This is a genomic window from Streptomyces sp. NPDC005799, assembly GCF_040630525.1.
Lineage (GTDB): Bacteria > Actinomycetota > Actinomycetes > Streptomycetales > Streptomycetaceae > Streptomyces > Streptomyces griseorubiginosus_B.
Genome location: NZ_JBEXXQ010000052.1, coordinates 1 through 15,976, shown reverse-complemented (window position 1 = coordinate 15,976; position 15,976 = coordinate 1). Strand labels below are relative to the sequence as shown.

Below are 15,976 nucleotides of genomic sequence, written 5' to 3'. Positions count from 1 at the left end.
GCTGTAAAGGATTCCTTGACAAGCGATGGGCTGTAAAGGAATCCTTTACACGTGGCCGATTCCTCCCTGCGTCTCACCGACCTGAGCGCTCTGCTGGCCGAGCAGTCGGCCGTTCTCGCCAAGGCGGTGGGCAGCCCGCTGACGGCGCCGGACTACCTAGAAATGGTCCGGCGCTCCCAGGGCGTCGACGAACTCGCGCAACAGGTGCTCCAGTTGTGCGTCCGGCAGGCGCGGGACGCCGGCCACACCTGGCAGGAGATCGGGGACCTGCTCGGTGTCACCCGCCAGGCCGCCTTCCAGCGGTTCGGCAAGCCCATCGATCCCCGGACGGGAGAACCCATGGACAAGACGGTGACCATGACGGACGCCGCGGAGCGTGCCCGCGGCATCGTCGAGGACGTCCTGGAGGGCCGGATGGACGCGGCCCGACGCTCGTTCAACGACCAGGTGCTGGCGGCCTTCACCGACGAGGTGCGGGGCGACGGCCTCGCCACCGTCGCCGGTCTGGTCGGCGCGTTCGAGGGCTTCGGGGAGGACGATCCCTTCGTCCGGCGCATCGGCGACCACACGGTCGTCGACATCCCGCTGCGCTACGAGGCCGGCGACATGAAGGCCCGGGTCGCGTTCGACACGGACGAGAAGGCCGCCGGAATCTTCATCCTCGCGCCCGAGACCCCGTAGCCGAGGCCCGCCATGCCGACCGACCTCCTCGCGTCCTCGCAGCCCCCGCCCTGGGTCGCGATCGGGCCGCTGATCGCGCTCGTCCCCGCGATCCTCTGCATGATCGACGTCGCCCGGCACCCGAACACCCGGAACCTGACCCCTCAGGCCTGGCTCGCCATCTGCGCGTTCGGCAACCTCTTCGGGCTCATCGCCTATCTGCGGTTCGGCCGGAACGAGAACCGATAGGCGCCGCAGCGCCCGCTACACGCCCCGCTCGGCCGCTTGGAACCCGGGCCCAGTGTCCGCAGCGCCTCGTCGAGGGATCCGACAAGTCCGAACCGGTCCTGGACGAGATCAGGCAGGACCCCGAGCTGCGTTCGAGGACCATCGCCCACGGCCGTGACATCGTCCTGGGCATGGTCCGCTGCCGCGCCCCCGTGGTCACCGCCGTCAACGGCCCGGCCGTGGGCCTCGGGTGCAGCCTCGTGGCCCTCAGCGACATCGACCTGGCCCCTGCACACCAGCCTGCTGCCGGCCAAGGAGTACGCCCTCACCGACGCCCGTATCCCGGCCGAGAAGGCCGTCGCCCTGGGGCCGGCCAACCATGTGGCGGCCGACCCGCTGGCCGAGGCGACGGCCTGCGCGAAACGGATCGCCGGGCTGCCGAGGCAGGCGGCGGAGAGCACCAAACGCGTCCTCAACACGCATCTGGAACGCGCTGTGCTCGCCACCCTCGACTACGCCACGAGCGCCGAGGAACAGTCCTTCCAGACCGACGACTTCCGCGACACGCCGGCCCGGCTCACCGGGAAGTGAGCTTCCACAGATGGTCCGCCGTGCCGTTGTCGTCCCACTGCAGGACCTGGGCGCCGGAGGACGTGCTCATGTTGTTCACGCCGAGCAGCAGTCCGCTGTTGTAGTTGGCGATCTTGTAGTAGCCGCCGCCGTCCGGGATGAGCTGCCAGAGGTGGTCGGCGGTTCCGTTGTCGCCCCAGATCAGGGCGGTGCCGCCGTCGCTGGTGCTCATGGCGTTGATGCCGAGCAGCAGCCCGCTCGCCTGCTGCTGGATCTTGTACAGGCCCCTCCCGGCGGCCACGAGCGTCCAGTTCTGGTCGGTGCCCGTGGTGGACGTGGCCTGGACGGCCGAGGTGCCCTGGGCGGTGCCCGCGCCGCTGGTGTCGAGGGCGAGGCCGCTGTTCTTGTTGGTGATCTGGTAGCGCCCGGCCAGTGAGGTGCTGGTGCCGCTGGGGGTGATGACCAGGTGGTAGCCGTCGGAGGCGTTCATCGTGACGGGCACGGTGATGGAGCCGTTGCTGACCGGGTAGTCGGTGTCCGAGACGGTGACCGGCCCGGAGACCGCCGTCGTACGGCCCTTGGAGGGGGTGTACTCCAGCTTGACGTGCACCGTGCTGCCGAAGGCCGACAGCGAGGACAGGCCGGTGACGCTGACGGCGCAGGAGCCGGTGCAGCCGCCGGCGACGACGCTGATCTGGTTGCCGGCCCCGTTCCGGGCGGCGAAGCCGTCGATGCCGGTCTGCGCCGGAGGAGTGGTGACGACCATGTTCCCGGACATGTCGCCGTACCACTTGTAGAGCCAGTACGCGCCGTTCGGTGAGCCGCCGGTGTCGGTCAGGGTGTCGCCGAGGGTGCCGTAGTGGTTCCAGAACGCCAGCTCGGCGTCGTGCACACCGGTCCGCTCGAACTTGGCGACATAGCCGACGAGCGGTCCTGGCACGCCGACCTCGCTCGTGGTGCCGTACTCCTCGATGGCGATGGGGCGCGGGCTGATGCCCAGGCTGCTCTCCAGCGCGCGATACGCGGAGACATGCGCGGCGATGTTCTGCGAACCCTGCAGCTCGTGCCAGGAGATGATGTCCGGCACGGTGCCGCTGGCCTTGGCGTCGGTGAGGAACGTGCTCATCCAGGACTGGTTCCAGGCCGAGTAACTCGGGCCCTGGACCGGCGTCCTGGTGTCCCTCGCCCGGACCTCCTGGTAGGTGCGCGCCCACCCCGCGTCGAAGCCGCCCGCGTGGGTGGTGTCCCAGGTCCAGTCGGGCTCGTTCCACAGTTCGTACGCGGCGATGTTCGTGGCGCCGGAGGACTGCACGGACGCGACCTGCTTGTCCACGGCCGACAACCAGTCGCTCCAGCTCACCCACTTGTACGGGAAGTTCGGGTACCAGTCCGGCATGCGTACGACGACCTTGGCGCCGGCGTTCGCCGCCTTGGCGGCCACCACCAGGGCGTCACCCGCCGGCCTGGGCTCTCCGTTGGGCAGCTGGGAGCCGCCCGGGGCCATCTGGACGAAGGTGCTCGGCTTGAGCGGGGTGACCAGGCTGTCGGCCGGGGTGCTCGCGTCGGCGAGGCCGTAGAGGCTGCCGGTCGCCACATGGGTGACGGAGCGCAGGGTCTGGTCGGCGTTGACGACCAGGGTGGTCGAGGACGTGGGGGCGGCCTGGGCCGGTGCGGCGTTGGCGAGGGCGGCCGCGATGAGGGCGGCGCCGAGGACGGCCGCCAGGCGCGCGGGAACGGGGGGTCTTGTGCGGCTCATGACAGAGGTCTCCTCAGGGAGGAAGGGAGAGAGGGGAATCGCGGGTGGTGTCAGTCCTTCACGGCGCCCGCGGTGACACCCGCGGCCACATAGCGCTGGGCGAGGACCAGCAGGACCGCTGCGGGGACGGACGCGACGACGGCGGTGGCCATGATCGCGTTCCACTCCTGGTTGTTGTTGCCGATGTACTTGTAGATGCCGAGGGTGATCGGCCTCAGATCGCCGCCGCCGTCCAGGGTGTTGGCGAAGACGAAGTCGGACCAGGCCCACAGGAAGGTGAACAGCGAGACGGTGACCAGGGCGTTGCGGCTCACCGGCAGCACCACCGACCAGAAGGTGCGGAAGGTGCCGGCACCGTCGATCCGGGAGGCGGCGATGAGCTCGCCGGGGATGCCGGACATGAACGCGGTGAAGATCATGACGCCGAACGGCACGGCGATGGTGGAGTCCGCGATGATCAGTCCCCACCAGGAGTTGAGCAGACCGAGGTCGAGGAAGATGCCGTAGAAGCCCATCGCCATGACGATCCCGGGGATCATCTGCGCGACCAGCAGAACGAGTCCGAGCGCGCCGCCCCCGCGCGGGCGGAGCTTCGCCAGCGAGTAGCCGGCGGGGGCGGCGAGCAGCAGCGTCAGCGCGACGGTGCCGAGACCGATGACCAGGCTGGTGCCGAGGTAGGGCAACTGGTCGTCCAGGACGGCCCGGTAGCCCTCGAAGGTGGGGTGCAGCGGGAACAGGTCGGGCGGGTCCTTGCGCATGTCCTGCTGCGGGGTGAGCGACACGTTGAGCATCCAGTACACCGGAAACAGCATCAACGCGGTGAGGACGAGACCGACGACGGTGTGACGGCGGCCCCTGGAGCGGGACTTCACGCTTCCTGCCTCCTCTGGACGCGGATGTACAGCAGCCCGAAGACGAGCGCGATGAGGATGAGGATGTTGCCGACAGCGGCACCGGGGCCGAACTTGGGCAGCAGCGTGCCGAAGCCCAGCTGGTACGACCAGGTCGCCAGGGTCGAGGAGGAATCACCCGGACCGCCCTTGGTCATGATCCAGATCAGGTCGAACACCTTGAGGGTGTAGACGAGACCGAGGAGCAGGGTGATCGCGGACACCGGCCGCAGCAGCGGGAAGGTGATCCGCCGGAACTGCTGCCAGGCGCACGCCCCGTCCAGGGCCGCCGCCTCGTACAGCTCGGCCGGGATGTTCTGCAGACCGCTGTAGAGGATCACCAGGTTGAACGGGATGCCGATCCAGATGTTGGCGACGATCACCGACGTCAGCGCCCAGTCCGGCGAGGTCAGCCAGCCGACCGGGCCGACCCCGAGGAAGTGCAGGAAGTAGTTCACCACTCCCGACTCGCTGTTGAACATCCACGACCAGGTCGACGCCGACACGATCAGCGGCAGCAGCCACGGGATGAGGAACAGGGCACGCAGGGTGGGCGCGAGACGGAAGTGCCGGTTGAAGAAGACCGCGAGGGCGAGCCCGATGACGTACTGGAAGGCGATGGACACGAAGGTGAAGACCATCGTGTGCCGAATCGCCGGGCCGAACGTCGGATCGTCCAGCACCTTCCGGAAGTTGGCCCAGCCGGAGAACGGTGCGTCCCCGGCCACGAAGGAACGGACGGTGTAGTCGCGCAGGCTCAGATCGAGGTTGCGGTAGAGCGGATAGAGGTAGAAGGCGCCGAGGTAGGCGAGCAGGGGAAGGACGTAGGCGAACGCGGTCAGCCGACGCCGAAGGGCAGGGGACATACGGGCCCTGCGCTGTGCGGCGCCCCCAACGGGGCGCCGCGCCGGGCCGATGCGCGGCTTGGTCGCGGGGCGCGGCGGGCCCCCACGGACCCGCAGACTCACGGCCACCGGTCAGCCCTTCCCCGCCGCGGCCTGCGCGGCCTCCAGCGCGTCCTTGGGGCTCTTGCTGCCCGACAGCGCCGCCTGGACCGCGGTCCACATCGGCTGCGAGATGGTCGGGTACTTCGTGCCCAGACCGCCGCTGGTGCGGCCACGGGCGGCCGCGACCGCGTCCACCCACGGCTTGAGCTTCGGGTTCTGCTTGACCTGTGCCGCCTGGACCGAGGCCGTGGGGGCGACGTACATCAGTGTGGTGTCGGTGGGCAACAGGTTCGCGTCGCTGGTCAGACACGTGACGATCTTCTTGCTGGCGGCGTAGCGCCCGGTGTCCTTCTGCACGGGCACCGTCACGAACTCGCCGCCCGTCGGCACGGGCGCCGAACCGCCGTTCTGCGCGGGGATGTTGATGATGCCGTAGTCGAAGCCGGCCTTGTCCGCGTTGCCCAGCTGCCAGGTGCCGTTCTCGCTGAACGCGTAGTCGCCGGTGGCGAACTCCTGCCAGCTGGTGGTCTGGGTGTTCTGCAGGACGTCCTTGGGCGCGTAGCCGGCGTCCACCCACTGCTTCCACAGCGTGAGGGCGGCAACACCCTTGTCGGAGTCGAGCTTTGTCAGATCGCCGCCCGCGCCCCAGAACCAGGGCAGGAACTGGAAGCTGCCCTCCTCCGTGTTGATCGCGGAGAAGGTGATGCCCTTCTTCCCGGCCGCCTTGACCTTCGTCAGCGCGGCGGTGAGGGAGTTCCAGTCCTTGACGGACGCCGGATCGACGCCGGCCGCGGTGAGGATCTTCTTGTTGTAGTAGAGGGCGAGGGTGTTGGCGCCGATCGGCACCCCGTAGGAGGCGCCGTCGATGGTGCCCGCGCCGATGATGTTCTTCTGGATGGACGACGTGTTCAGGCCCAGGTCGCTCGTCTTGTTGAGGATCCCCGCCTCCACCAGCGTGGAGACGACCGGGTTGTCGACGAGCATGACGTCGGGTGCGTTGCCCTGCTGCGCGGCCAGCAGCGCCTTGTTGCCCAGGTCCGTGGTGTCGTACGCGGTCCGCTTGAGCTTCACCCCGGCCTTGGTGCCGCACGAGGTCACGAGCCTGCCCCAGGCCGAGGAGGCGTCGAACTGCGGGTAGGGGTCCCAGAAGGTGTACGTCCCGCCGGTCGAGCCGGAGGAGCCGGAGGAACCGGAGTTTCCTCCGCAGGCGGTGAGGGAGACGAGCGTGCCGACGGCGGCGACGGCGGCCAGGACAGTGCGGCGGGTGGATATCACGGGTGACCTCGTTGTCGTGGAGAAGGGGCTCAGGAGGTGGGCAGCCAGACGCGCATCGCGCCGTCCTGGCGGTTGGCCCAGGCGTAGTAGGGGATCGCGGTGAGCTCGACGGGGTCGCCGTCCTGCCGCGCGGGTTCGTCGGCGGTGGTGTACGGCCACCAGCCGGCGTCCGGGATGTGCCGGCGCCGGCCGGCCGCCACGACCGTGGTGACGCCGCCCAGCAGGTCGGGGCGGTGTTTCACGGCGAGCGGGCGTGTGGTGTCGATGACGATGTCGTCCAGGCCGCCCCCGGGGTGGTCGACCTGTTCCAGGCAGTGGACGAGCGGCCCGCGTTCGATGGCCACGCAGCCGCGCACGGCGTCCACGCGCGGATCGGCCGTGGTGAGCCGGGGTTCCATGACCAGCTCAAGGACGACCCGGTCCCCGGGCGCCCAGGTCCGCTCCAGCCGCAGCCAGCCGTCCCGCGCGGGGGAGTCGTACGTCTCCTCCCCGCATCGCACCCGGACGTCGCGGCACCACCGCGGGATGCGCAGGGACAGCGTCCAGGGCCGGTCGGCCGGGGTGTCCTCGACGGTGAGGGCGATCGTGCCGTGCCAGGGGTAGTCGGTCTCGGCGCGTACGGCGATCGGGCCGGCGGTGTAGCGGCCGGTGACGTACTGGTGGATCTGCAGGCCGTCGTCGTCGCTCGTGGCGAGGCAGTGCTCCAGGGCGGCCAGCAGCCGCATCGCGTTCGGCGGGCAGCAGGCGCAGCGGAACCAGCGGGTGCGGCGCGCCGACTGGTCGCCGCCGGGGTCGGTGTGGCCGTCGCGGACCTGGAGCGGGTTGACGTACAGCCAGGACTCGCCGTCGAGGGAGACGCCGGCCAGGAAGCCGTTGAACAGGGTGCGTTCGATCAGGTCGGAGTAGCGGGCCTCGCCGGTGAGCAGGGCCATGCGCCAGCTCCACTGCACGGAGGCGATGGCGGCGCAGGTCTCGCAGTAGGCGCGCTCGTTGGGCAGTTCGTACGGGTCGCCGAAGTCCTCCCACTCGTGGTGAGCGCCGAGCCCGCCGGTGAGATGGGTCTTGGTGGTGGTCATGGCCTGCCACAACCTCTCCGCGGCGGACCGGAGTTCGGCCTCCCCGGTCTCGGTGGCCAGGTCGGCGACCGCGGCCAGCAGATACAACTGCCGTACGGCGTGGCCCTCGACGTTCGTCGCCTCGCGCACCGGCACCCGGTCCTGGCAGTAGGCCTCCCCGCCGAGCAGGCCGTGGCCGTGCCGGTCGACGAAGTAGCCGGCGAGGTCGAGGTAGCGGCGCTCCCCGGTCTCCCGGTACAGCTCCACCAGGGCGGTCTCCACCTCGGGGTGGCCGTCGATGCCGTCGATCTCCTTGCCGCTGCCGGGCGGACCGAAGACCGTGTCGAGGTGGTCGGCGAATTTGCGTGCCACATCGAGGAGTTCGGTGCGGCCGGTGGCCCGGTGGTGGGCCACGGCGGCCTGGATGAGATGGCCGGCGCAGTACAACTCGTGGCCCCAGCGCAGGTCCTGGTAGCGCTCGCCGCCCTTGACCAGCTGGAACCAGGTGTTCAGGTACCCGTCGGACTGCTGGGCGGCGGCGACGAGTGCGACGATCCGGTCGACGTCCGACTCCAGTTGTGCCGACGGTCCCTGGGCCAACTGCCAGGCGGCGGCCTCCAGCCACTTGTAGACGTCCGTGTCCACGAACGGGTAGGCGCCCTGGAACTCGCCGTCGGCCGCGCCGGCCGCCAGCCGGAGGTTGTGCAGGTTGCCCGCGGACTCCAGCAGGCCGGGGCCCTGGGGGATCGAGGTGCGGGCGTTGACCTCGCGGCGGGCGTGCCAGAAGCCGTCGGTCACGTCGACCGCGACGGGGCGCAGGGCCGAATGGGAGCCGGGGCCGAGACGGACCGGGCCGGTGGGGGAGGGCTGGGCGGAGTTGGTGCGGGGCATGGCTCTCCGAGAGGTCGAAGGCGGGGGAGCGACCGGGACTGGGTAACGGTGTGCGCAACCGTTTTCCTCGCCGATGAGTAGAGGGCAGTCGGGGGATCGCGGTCAAGAGGTCTGCGCCGTGTTTCTCCGGTTGCTCAAGGGTTGGCACTCCAGTGGGCCGCCTGACACCATGGACGGCGCCGGACCCGAGAGGGACGACGATTGAGAAAAGGATTGCTCGTGACCGAAGCCGCTCCGCGTTCCCCCTCTGCCGGACGGGCCAAGCTCGCCGACGTCGCCGCGCTCGCCGGCGTCAGCGTCGGCACGGCCTCCAAGGCGCTCAGCGGCAGCGGCCGGATGCGCCCGGAGACCCGGCAGCGGGTGCTCGACGCCGTGGAGGAGCTCGGCTTCCGGCCCAACCAGCACGCTCAGAGCCTGCACACCGGGCGCAGCTGGACGGTCGGCCTGATGACGACGGACGGCATCGGGCGCTTCAGCACGCCCGTGCTGCTGGGTGCCGAGGACGCGCTCGGCGCCGGGAAGATCTCCGTGCTGCTGTGCGACACCCGAGGCGACAGCATCCGGGAACAGCACCATCTGCGCAATCTCATGGACCGGCGGGTGGACGGCATCATCGTCACCGGCCGCCGCACCGACCCGCGGCCGTCCCTGCGGGGCGTCGACGGCATCCCGATCGTCTACGCGCTCTCCCCGTCCACCGACCCTGCCGACACCTCCGTCGCCTCCGACGACCGGGGCGGCGCCCGTCTCGCCGTCGAGCACCTGACAGCCACCGGGCGCACCCGTATCGCCCATGTCACCGGCCCGGAGCACCATGCCGCCGCCCGCGACCGCGCCCGTCACGCCCTCGACCTGCTCGCCCACTCCTCGCTGGAGCTCGCCGGCGGACGTGTCCACTTCGGCGAGTGGAGCGAGGCGTGGGGGCGCCGCGCCGCCGACGCGGTCCTGCGTACGGCACCGGACACCGACGCCTTCTTCTGCGGCAACGACCAGATCGCGCGCGGGGTGGCGGACGCGCTGCGCGAGCGCGGCATCGAGGTGCCCGGGCGGATCGCCGTCGTCGGCTACGACAACTGGGACACCATGGCGCTGGCCTGCCGCCCGCCGCTCTCCACGATCGACATGAACCTCACGGAGATCGGCCGGATCGCCGCGCTGAAGCTGCTGGAGGCCATCGACTCGGGGCCGGTGCCGGGCGTGCACACGGTGCCGTGCCGGCTGGTCGTGCGGGAGTCCACGTGAGGCTCCCGCGGGACTTCGCGTGAGGTCTCGGCGGGGGTGATGGGACTTCTGCGGGAGGTGGCGCGCGGTTTCTGCGGGTGCTGACGTGCTGGCTATGCCGCACCGCCGGCCCCCGGACAGGTATTACGTCTGCACCCCCAGAAACCGCACTTCGGTGAGGTCGGGGACGCGGGCTTTGCATGACCATGCGAGTTGATGCATACTCTTGCTATGTCCAAGGTCCTCACCTCCCTTCCCGCCGGCGAGCGCGTCGGCATCGCCTTCTCCGGCGGCCTCGACACCTCGGTCGCGGTCGCGTGGATGCGCGACAAGGGCGCCGTCCCCTGCACCTACACCGCCGACATCGGTCAGTACGACGAACCCGACATCGCCTCGGTGCCCGGGCGTGCGAAGACCTACGGTGCCGAGATCGCGCGCCTGGTCGACTGCCGCGCCGCGCTGGTCGAGGAGGGCCTGGCCGCGCTGACCTGCGGCGCGTTCCACATCCGCTCCGGCGGGCGCGCCTACTTCAACACCACGCCGCTCGGCCGCGCCGTCACCGGCACGCTGCTGGTGCGGGCGATGCTCGAGGACAACGTCCAGATCTGGGGCGACGGCTCGACCTACAAGGGCAACGACATCGAGCGGTTCTACCGCTACGGCCTGCTCGCCAACCCGAACCTGCGGATCTACAAGCCATGGCTCGACGCGGACTTCGTGACCGAGCTCGGCGGCCGCAAGGAGATGTCGGAGTGGCTGCTCGCCCATGAGCTGCCCTACCGGGCGAGCACCGAGAAGGCCTACTCCACCGACGCCAACATCTGGGGCGCCACCCACGAGGCCAAGACCCTGGAGCACCTGGACACCGGCGTCGAGACCGTCGAGCCCATCATGGGCGTCCGGTTCTGGGACCCCGCCGTCGAGATCGCCACCGAGGACGTGACGATCGGCTTCGACCAGGGCCGTCCGGTGACGATCAACGGCAAGGAGTTCGCCACCGCCGTCGACCTGGTGATGGAGGCCAACGCCATCGGCGGCCGCCACGGCCTGGGCATGTCCGACCAGATCGAGAACCGCATCATCGAGGCCAAGAGCCGCGGCATCTACGAGGCCCCCGGCATGGCCCTGCTGCACGCCGCCTATGAGCGCCTGGTCAACGCCATCCACAACGAGGACACCCTCGCCCAGTACCACAACGAGGGCCGTCGCCTCGGCCGGCTGATGTACGAGGGCCGCTGGCTGGACCCGCAGGCGCTGATGATCCGTGAGTCGCTGCAGCGCTGGGTCGGCTCGGCGATCACCGGCGAGGTCACCCTGCGGCTGCGGCGCGGCGAGGACTACTCGATCCTCGACACCACGGGCCCGGCGTTCAGCTACCACCCCGACAAGCTGTCGATGGAGCGCACCGAGGACTCCGCGTTCGGCCCGGTCGACCGGATCGGCCAGCTGACCATGCGCAACCTCGACATCGCCGACTCGCGCGCCAAGCTGGAGCAGTACGTCGGCCTCGGCCTGATCGGCACCGGCAGCCCCACCATCGGCGCCTCCCAGGCCGCCGCGACCGGGCTCATCGGCACCATGCCCGAGCTGCCCGAGGGCGGCGCCGAGGCCATCGCCTCCCGCGGTGCGGTCTCGGAGGAGGACGCGCTGCTGGACCGCGCGGCCATGGAGTCCGGCACGGACTGAGCCGGGAAGCAGGGGAGGCCGGGTCGTCACCGACCCGGCCTCCGCCTTTTCCGGGGACTCACTTGGGCGGGAACCGCAGCGCCCCGTCCAGGCGGATCACCTCGCCGTTGAGACAGTCGTTCTCGCAGATGTGCTGGACCAGCGCCGCGTACCCGGGGGAGCGGCCCATCCGCCGGGGATGCGGTACCCGCGGCCCCCAGTACGCCTCCAGCTGGTCGCCCGCCGTCCCGTAGGCGGGGGTCAGGAAGGTGCCGGGCGCGATGGTGACGACCCGGATGCCGAGCGGCGACAGGTCGCGCGCGGCCACCAGGGGCATGCCGACGACCCCGCCCTTCGCGGCGGCGTGGGGAAGCTGACCGATCTGGCCCTCGTACGCGGCGATGGACGCGGTGTTGACGATCACACCCCGGCCGCCGTCCCCGTCCTCCGGTTCCTGCCGGGCCATCGCCGCGGCCGTCAGCCGCATCACGTTGAACACGCCGGTCAGATAGATATCGATCGTCCGCCGGAACCCGGCGAGGTCCGGCTGCTCACCGTCCCGGCCGACCAGCCGGCCCCGCTCGCCGGACCGCCGTGGGTGTCCACGGAGATCCTCAGCGGTCCCTCGTGACCACGCGAGGCGGGTCCCACCATCCCGGGAGCATGGATGCCGTCGTCCGCAAACGGGCGGAGGCCGCCTGCGAAGGCGGGGGCTTCGATCCGCAGCACCGGCACCGGTCAGGGAGTGGGAGTCCACCCGCCGCGCGATCGACGTCAGGACCAGCGGCAAGATCGAGGCAGCCTAGCTGGTCGTCCCAGAGGTCACTTGAGGCAAGCGGCAGCCTTAAGCAATGTTTTCGGTTATGAGAATGCAATTCTCAAGAAGAGTACGTGTCCGTCGTGAAACCGTTCGCGCAGTAGTCCCAGATCTCCTCCGCGGTGATCGGGTGCGCGCCCTCCTGGTCGCTGGACCGGGCGTTGAACATGACCGTCTGCATGGTCAGCGCCGCGACCCGCCTCGCCGTGAAGCCCGGGCGCAGCAGGTCCGCCTCCTCCAGTTCCTCCATCAGCTCGGTGAACAGCGTGAGCAGCGGTGCGTTGGCGACCCGCATCTCGGCCGGGTGCGTGACGAGCAGGCGCATGGCGAAGGCGCTGAACAGCGGCCGCTGCCGGGCGGAGGGGTCGGGGCGGGAGACCTCGAACAACTCCTGTACGACGACCCGGACCCGGTCCAGCGGATCGGACTGCTGGGCCGCGAGCGCCCGCAGCTCGTCGGCCGACTTGCTCATCGCGTCCTCGAACAGTGCGAGCAGCAGCTCGTGCTTGCCGTCGAAGTGCTGGTAGAAGCTGCGCAGCGACTGCTTCGAGCGGTCCACGACCTCCTGGACCGTGAAGTCGGTGGTGCCCTTCTCGGCCATGATCGCCTGGGCCGCGTCGAGGAATCGCTCCACGCGCTGCTCGGCCCGACGTTTCGCCGCCTGCGTGGAACGCTCGACCGCGCGCTGCTTCCAGGCCGGTTCCTCGGTCGGGGGGCTCACGGGCCGGTCCGCCTTGGGTGCCATGGCGAGAACATTACTGCAGTTTCCCGACAAGCATCCTGCGGCCAGGCGGGACAGCTCGGATGACCTGAGGGAGACTGCTGATTCCAATATCGGGAAATGTAATTCTCATCGCTCGGGGGGGTCCCGATGCTGTTCGAGTTCGGCGCCGAGCAGCGGCTGTGGCAGGACACCGTGCACAAAGCGGTCCTCATGGAGTGCCCGCCGATGCTGGTGCGCGCCGACGACGGCGCCGACCCGGACCCGCTGTGGCGCAGGTAGGAGCCTGGGTTGGACGGAGTGACGGATCCGGCCGACGCGGTCGAATTGGCCATCGTCCTGGAGGAGCTGGGCCGGGCCACCGACTCGCCCCCGTACCTGGCGCCCCTGACCCAGTTCGCCCCGCTCGCACCGGAGTTGGCCGCCCCCCGGACGGTCCGGCGCCGCTGTCCCTTCCGGCGTCACCGCGCACCCCGTCGACGGCGGCCGGCTCTTCGAGGGCACCGCCCGCCACGTCCTGGACGGGGACCGTGCCGACCACCGGGCCGTGGTCATTGACGCCGCCATGTTCGTCGTACCCGCCACCGAGGTGAGCACCGTACGCACCCCCGGCTTCGACCCCCTGCTGCACATCGCCGAGGTCACCTCCCCGAGGTCCGGGTCACCGAGAGCGACCACGGCCGGGCCGATCCGGAGGCCGCCCGGCGCATCGCCCTCACCGGCCTCGCCCTGACCGTCGTCGGCGCCTGCCGATGCGCCCTCGACCTGGTCCTCGACCACGTCCGCGGCGGCCACCAGTTCGACGCGCCGATCGGCTCCTTCCAGGCGGTCCAGCACAAGGCGGCTGACATGTCGAACACGCCCGCGCCCTCTTGTTGGGGCCCCGCAAGGCCAAGGAGATCGTGTTCACCGGGCGCCCCCTCACCGCCGAGGAGGCCGAGAAGGTCGGCATGGTCAACCGGGTCGTCCCCGCGAGGAGTTGGACGGCGCGGCCCGCGAACTCGCCGGGCAGATCGCCCGGATGCCCGCCTTCGGACTGCGCCAGGCCAAGCGCGCCGTCAATCAGACCCAGGACGTGCAGGGCTTCCACGCCGCCGTCCAGTCCGTCTTCGACATCCACCAGACCGGACACGGCAACGCCCTCAGCGTCAGCGGCTACCCGATCCTGGCCAAGCTGGACGAGATGAAGGAGAAGCTGCGCCAGGCATCGACGTCCGGGCGTCCTCGCGCCGCCGGAGGCTAGTGCCTCTCGACCAGGTTCTGGGTGCCGAGGACCGAGATCAGGCGCAGCTTCTCGGCCGCCTCGGTGCCCGGTTCGGCCGAGTAGACGAGGATGTGGAGGTCGTTCGCCTCCACCCTGAGCAGATCGCAGTCCAGGGTCAGCAGACCCACCTCAGGATGGTCGATCGTCTTGTGGGAGGCGTCCAGCCGACCCACCACCCCCGCGTCCCACAGCTCGGCGAACCGCTCGCTCCGGCCACGCAACTCGGCGATCATCTGCCGCAGTTGACGGTCTGCCGGGTAACGCGCGGAGGTCGCGCGCAACTCGGCGACCAAGCCGGCCTCGAACGCGCGGTGTTCTTCCGGGGTGTGCCGCACCCGGGTCGGCATCCCGGTGAAGGTGCGCCACACGCCGTTGCGTTCGAAGCCGCGCAGGGCGGACTGATCGCCCATCAGTGCCGCGTACACCGGGTTGGCCACCAGCAGGTTCATCGCCGCGTCGGAGACACCGACGGGGGTGTCCCCCAGCCGGTCCAGCAGACGTTGCACGCTCGGGGTGAGGAACGCCGGCACCATCTCAGGACCCGGCGGCACCAGCTCCGCCAGCCGGAACAGATACGCCCGCTCGTCCCCCGACAGCCTCAGCGCCCGGGCCAGCGCCTCGACGACCTGCGCGGAGGGGTTGGTCGCACGGCCCTGTTCGAGGCGCGTGATGTAGTCCGCCGAGATCCCGGCCAACAGGGCCAGCTCCTCGCGCCGCAGCCCGGCCGCGCGCCGGTGCCCGCCGGTGGGCAGCCCGGCCGCGTCCGGGGCGACCCGGTCGCGCCAGCGCCTGAGCGCCTGTCCGAGTTCCGTCGCCGTCATGCCACCCAGTGAACACCGTCGGCCGCACATGTGCCTGGTACCGGCAGTCCCAGGAAGGAGGGCCCTCTGGCTGACCTCGCCGGGCCGGCGGAAGGTGGACGGCATGACGACAACACTCATCACCGGAGCGAACAAGGGTCTCGGCTTCGAGACCGCCCGTCGGCTCGTCGCCGCGGGCCACACCGTGTACGTCGGCGCCCGCGACCCCGAGCGAGGTCGTCGGGCCGCCGAGCGGCTCGGCGCCCGGTTCGTCCGGCTCGACGTCACCGACGACGCCTCCGTGGACGCCGCCGCCAAGACGATCGAGGCCGACGGCGGACTCGACGTGCTGATCAACAACGCCGGGATGGAGACCCGGACCGAGGACAACAGCGTGCCGGTCGCGTCGACCGTCACCGCCGACCACATGCGCACCACGTTCGAGACCAACGTCTTCGGCGTGGTCCGCGTCCTGCACGCCTTCCTGCCACTGCTGGAACGCTCGGCCGCGCCGGTCGTGGTCAACGTCAGCAGCGGACTGGCGTCGCTGACCTATCTCTCCGACCCGGAACACCCCGCCCACTTCTACCCCGGCATCGCCTATCCGACCTCCAAGACCGCGGTCAACATGCTCACCGTGCAGTTCGCGAAGGCATACCCGACGATGCGGATCAACTCCGTGGAACCGGGCTTCACCAAGACGGACCTGAACGGCAACACGGGCACGCAGACCGTCGAGGAGGGCGCCGAGATCATCGTGCGGATGGCGCAGATCGGCCCCGACGGCCCGACCGGCGGCTACTACGACGTCAACGGGCGCCTGCCCTGGTGACTCACAGCTGAACCAGCCGGGGTGCCGCCCGCCTCGCGCGCACATGCGCCCCGGCCTCTCGGGTCAACTCCCGTGCGCTGCCGAAGAGTCCGTCCGGGACGACGGCCCGGCGCACATGCCGGTGCAGTGGGTGCTCCGCGGTGAAGCCGATGCCGCCCAGCACCTGCTGGCAGTGCCGGGCCGCCGTGAGGGCCGCCTGTCCGCGAGCCGGTGCCGTACGGCTTGGAGGGCGGCCAGCGGACGCCCGAACTGCACGCGGTCCAGGGCGTGCGCACGGGCCCAGCATCACTCAGCCCTTGCGGGTGTTGATCTCCTCGGTGAGCTGGGGGACGACGTCGAAGAGGTCGCCGACCACGCCGTAGTCGACCAGGTCGAAGATCGGGG

The 15,976-nt window shown here is 70.4% G+C and carries 18 protein-coding genes and 1 pseudogene; 10 read left to right on the top strand and 9 right to left on the bottom strand.

Annotated features, from left to right (window positions below):
* Positions 1–51: 51 nt before the first annotated feature.
* From ABZ453_RS38180 to ABZ453_RS38170, 3 genes are all read left to right on the top strand, one after another.
* Positions 52–681: a DUF3887 domain-containing protein gene (locus ABZ453_RS38180; protein ID WP_359022569.1), complete on the top strand. Its 630-nt coding sequence runs from the start codon at positions 52–54 to the stop codon at positions 679–681.
* A gap of 12 nt (positions 682–693) precedes the next feature.
* Positions 694–909 carry a PLD nuclease N-terminal domain-containing protein gene (locus tag ABZ453_RS38175; protein ID WP_359022567.1) on the top strand — a complete coding sequence of 72 codons (216 nt, stop codon included), beginning with the start codon at positions 694–696 and terminating at the stop codon, positions 907–909.
* A 153-nt stretch (positions 910–1,062) separates the two neighbouring features.
* Entirely contained in the window at positions 1,063–1,479 is a 417-nt protein-coding gene (locus ABZ453_RS38170) for a hypothetical protein (RefSeq protein ID WP_359022565.1), read from the top strand.
* Here ABZ453_RS38170 and ABZ453_RS38165 read toward each other — a convergent pair.
* The 5 genes from ABZ453_RS38165 to ABZ453_RS38145 all read right to left on the bottom strand — a co-directional run bounded on the left by ABZ453_RS38165 (position 1,466) and on the right by ABZ453_RS38145 (position 8,272).
* Entirely contained in the window at positions 1,466–3,214 is a 1,749-nt protein-coding gene (locus ABZ453_RS38165) for an RICIN domain-containing protein (protein WP_359022563.1), read from the bottom strand. The genes ABZ453_RS38170 and ABZ453_RS38165 overlap by 14 nt on opposite strands.
* Before the next feature lie 50 nt (positions 3,215–3,264).
* The gene (locus tag ABZ453_RS38160; protein ID WP_359022561.1) at positions 3,265–4,086 is read right to left on the bottom strand and encodes a carbohydrate ABC transporter permease; all 822 of its coding nucleotides are present in this window, start codon (positions 4,084–4,086) and stop codon (positions 3,265–3,267) included.
* Positions 4,083–4,970, bottom strand: coding sequence for a sugar ABC transporter permease (locus ABZ453_RS38155; protein ID WP_359022559.1), 888 nt, complete (start codon positions 4,968–4,970; stop codon positions 4,083–4,085). The genes ABZ453_RS38160 and ABZ453_RS38155 overlap by 4 nt, the downstream gene beginning before the upstream one ends.
* Positions 4,971–5,081: 111 nt before the next feature.
* Positions 5,082–6,326 carry an extracellular solute-binding protein gene (locus ABZ453_RS38150; RefSeq protein ID WP_359022557.1) on the bottom strand — a complete coding sequence of 415 codons (1,245 nt, stop codon included), beginning with the start codon at positions 6,324–6,326 and terminating at the stop codon, positions 5,082–5,084.
* A gap of 29 nt (positions 6,327–6,355) precedes the next feature.
* Complete coding sequence (locus ABZ453_RS38145; protein ID WP_359022555.1) at positions 6,356–8,272, bottom strand: beta-L-arabinofuranosidase domain-containing protein; 1,917 nt, start codon at positions 8,270–8,272, stop codon at positions 6,356–6,358.
* A 219-nt stretch (positions 8,273–8,491) separates the two neighbouring features.
* Here ABZ453_RS38145 and ABZ453_RS38140 point away from each other — a divergent pair, with 219 nt between their 5' ends.
* Entirely contained in the window at positions 8,492–9,514 is a 1,023-nt protein-coding gene (locus tag ABZ453_RS38140) for a LacI family DNA-binding transcriptional regulator (RefSeq protein ID WP_359022553.1), read from the top strand.
* Between the two features lie 210 nt (positions 9,515–9,724).
* Entirely contained in the window at positions 9,725–11,179 is a 1,455-nt protein-coding gene (gene argG / locus ABZ453_RS38135) for an argininosuccinate synthase (RefSeq protein ID WP_133049085.1), read from the top strand.
* Between the two features lie 58 nt (positions 11,180–11,237).
* Here the strand turns inward: argG and ABZ453_RS38130 are convergent, their stop codons facing one another.
* Positions 11,238–11,657, bottom strand: coding sequence for an SDR family NAD(P)-dependent oxidoreductase (locus ABZ453_RS38130; RefSeq protein ID WP_359022550.1), 420 nt, complete (start codon positions 11,655–11,657; stop codon positions 11,238–11,240).
* 379 nt (positions 11,658–12,036) lie between these two features.
* Positions 12,037–12,720 carry a TetR/AcrR family transcriptional regulator gene (locus ABZ453_RS38125; protein WP_359022548.1) on the bottom strand — a complete coding sequence of 228 codons (684 nt, stop codon included), beginning with the start codon at positions 12,718–12,720 and terminating at the stop codon, positions 12,037–12,039.
* Between the two features lie 126 nt (positions 12,721–12,846).
* Here ABZ453_RS38125 and ABZ453_RS38120 point away from each other — a divergent pair, with 126 nt between their 5' ends.
* The 4 genes and pseudogenes from ABZ453_RS38120 (at position 12,847) to ABZ453_RS38105 (ending at position 13,939) form a co-directional block, all read left to right on the top strand.
* A complete protein-coding gene (locus ABZ453_RS38120; protein ID WP_359022546.1) occupies positions 12,847–12,978 on the top strand; it encodes a hypothetical protein in 132 nt (43 codons plus the stop codon).
* A 265-nt stretch (positions 12,979–13,243) separates the two neighbouring features.
* Positions 13,244–13,429, top strand: coding sequence for a hypothetical protein (locus ABZ453_RS38115; protein WP_359022544.1), 186 nt, complete (start codon positions 13,244–13,246; stop codon positions 13,427–13,429).
* Positions 13,405–13,488: pseudogene (locus ABZ453_RS38110) on the top strand (hypothetical protein); the annotation flags it as partial. The gene ABZ453_RS38115 and the pseudogene ABZ453_RS38110, both read left to right, overlap by 25 nt.
* Positions 13,489–13,675: 187 nt before the next feature.
* Positions 13,676–13,939, top strand: coding sequence for a hypothetical protein (locus ABZ453_RS38105; protein WP_359022698.1), 264 nt, complete (start codon positions 13,676–13,678; stop codon positions 13,937–13,939).
* Here ABZ453_RS38105 and ABZ453_RS38100 read toward each other — a convergent pair.
* On the bottom strand, positions 13,936–14,781 hold the full coding sequence (locus tag ABZ453_RS38100; RefSeq protein ID WP_359022542.1) for a helix-turn-helix transcriptional regulator: 846 nt from the start codon (positions 14,779–14,781) through the stop codon (positions 13,936–13,938). The two genes, ABZ453_RS38105 and ABZ453_RS38100, sit on opposite strands and share 4 nt — an antisense overlap.
* A 103-nt stretch (positions 14,782–14,884) precedes the next feature.
* Between ABZ453_RS38100 and ABZ453_RS38095 the strand changes: the two genes are divergently transcribed.
* Positions 14,885–15,592 (top strand): SDR family NAD(P)-dependent oxidoreductase, encoded by a 708-nt coding sequence (locus tag ABZ453_RS38095; RefSeq protein ID WP_359022540.1) that lies wholly within the window; start codon positions 14,885–14,887, stop codon positions 15,590–15,592.
* A 1-nt stretch (position 15,593) separates the two neighbouring features.
* On the opposite strand, the gene ABZ453_RS38090 is transcribed toward ABZ453_RS38095, so the two are convergent.
* Positions 15,594–15,755 carry a hypothetical protein gene (locus ABZ453_RS38090; protein ID WP_359022538.1) on the bottom strand — a complete coding sequence of 54 codons (162 nt, stop codon included), beginning with the start codon at positions 15,753–15,755 and terminating at the stop codon, positions 15,594–15,596.
* Positions 15,756–15,976: the final 221 nt, after the last annotated feature.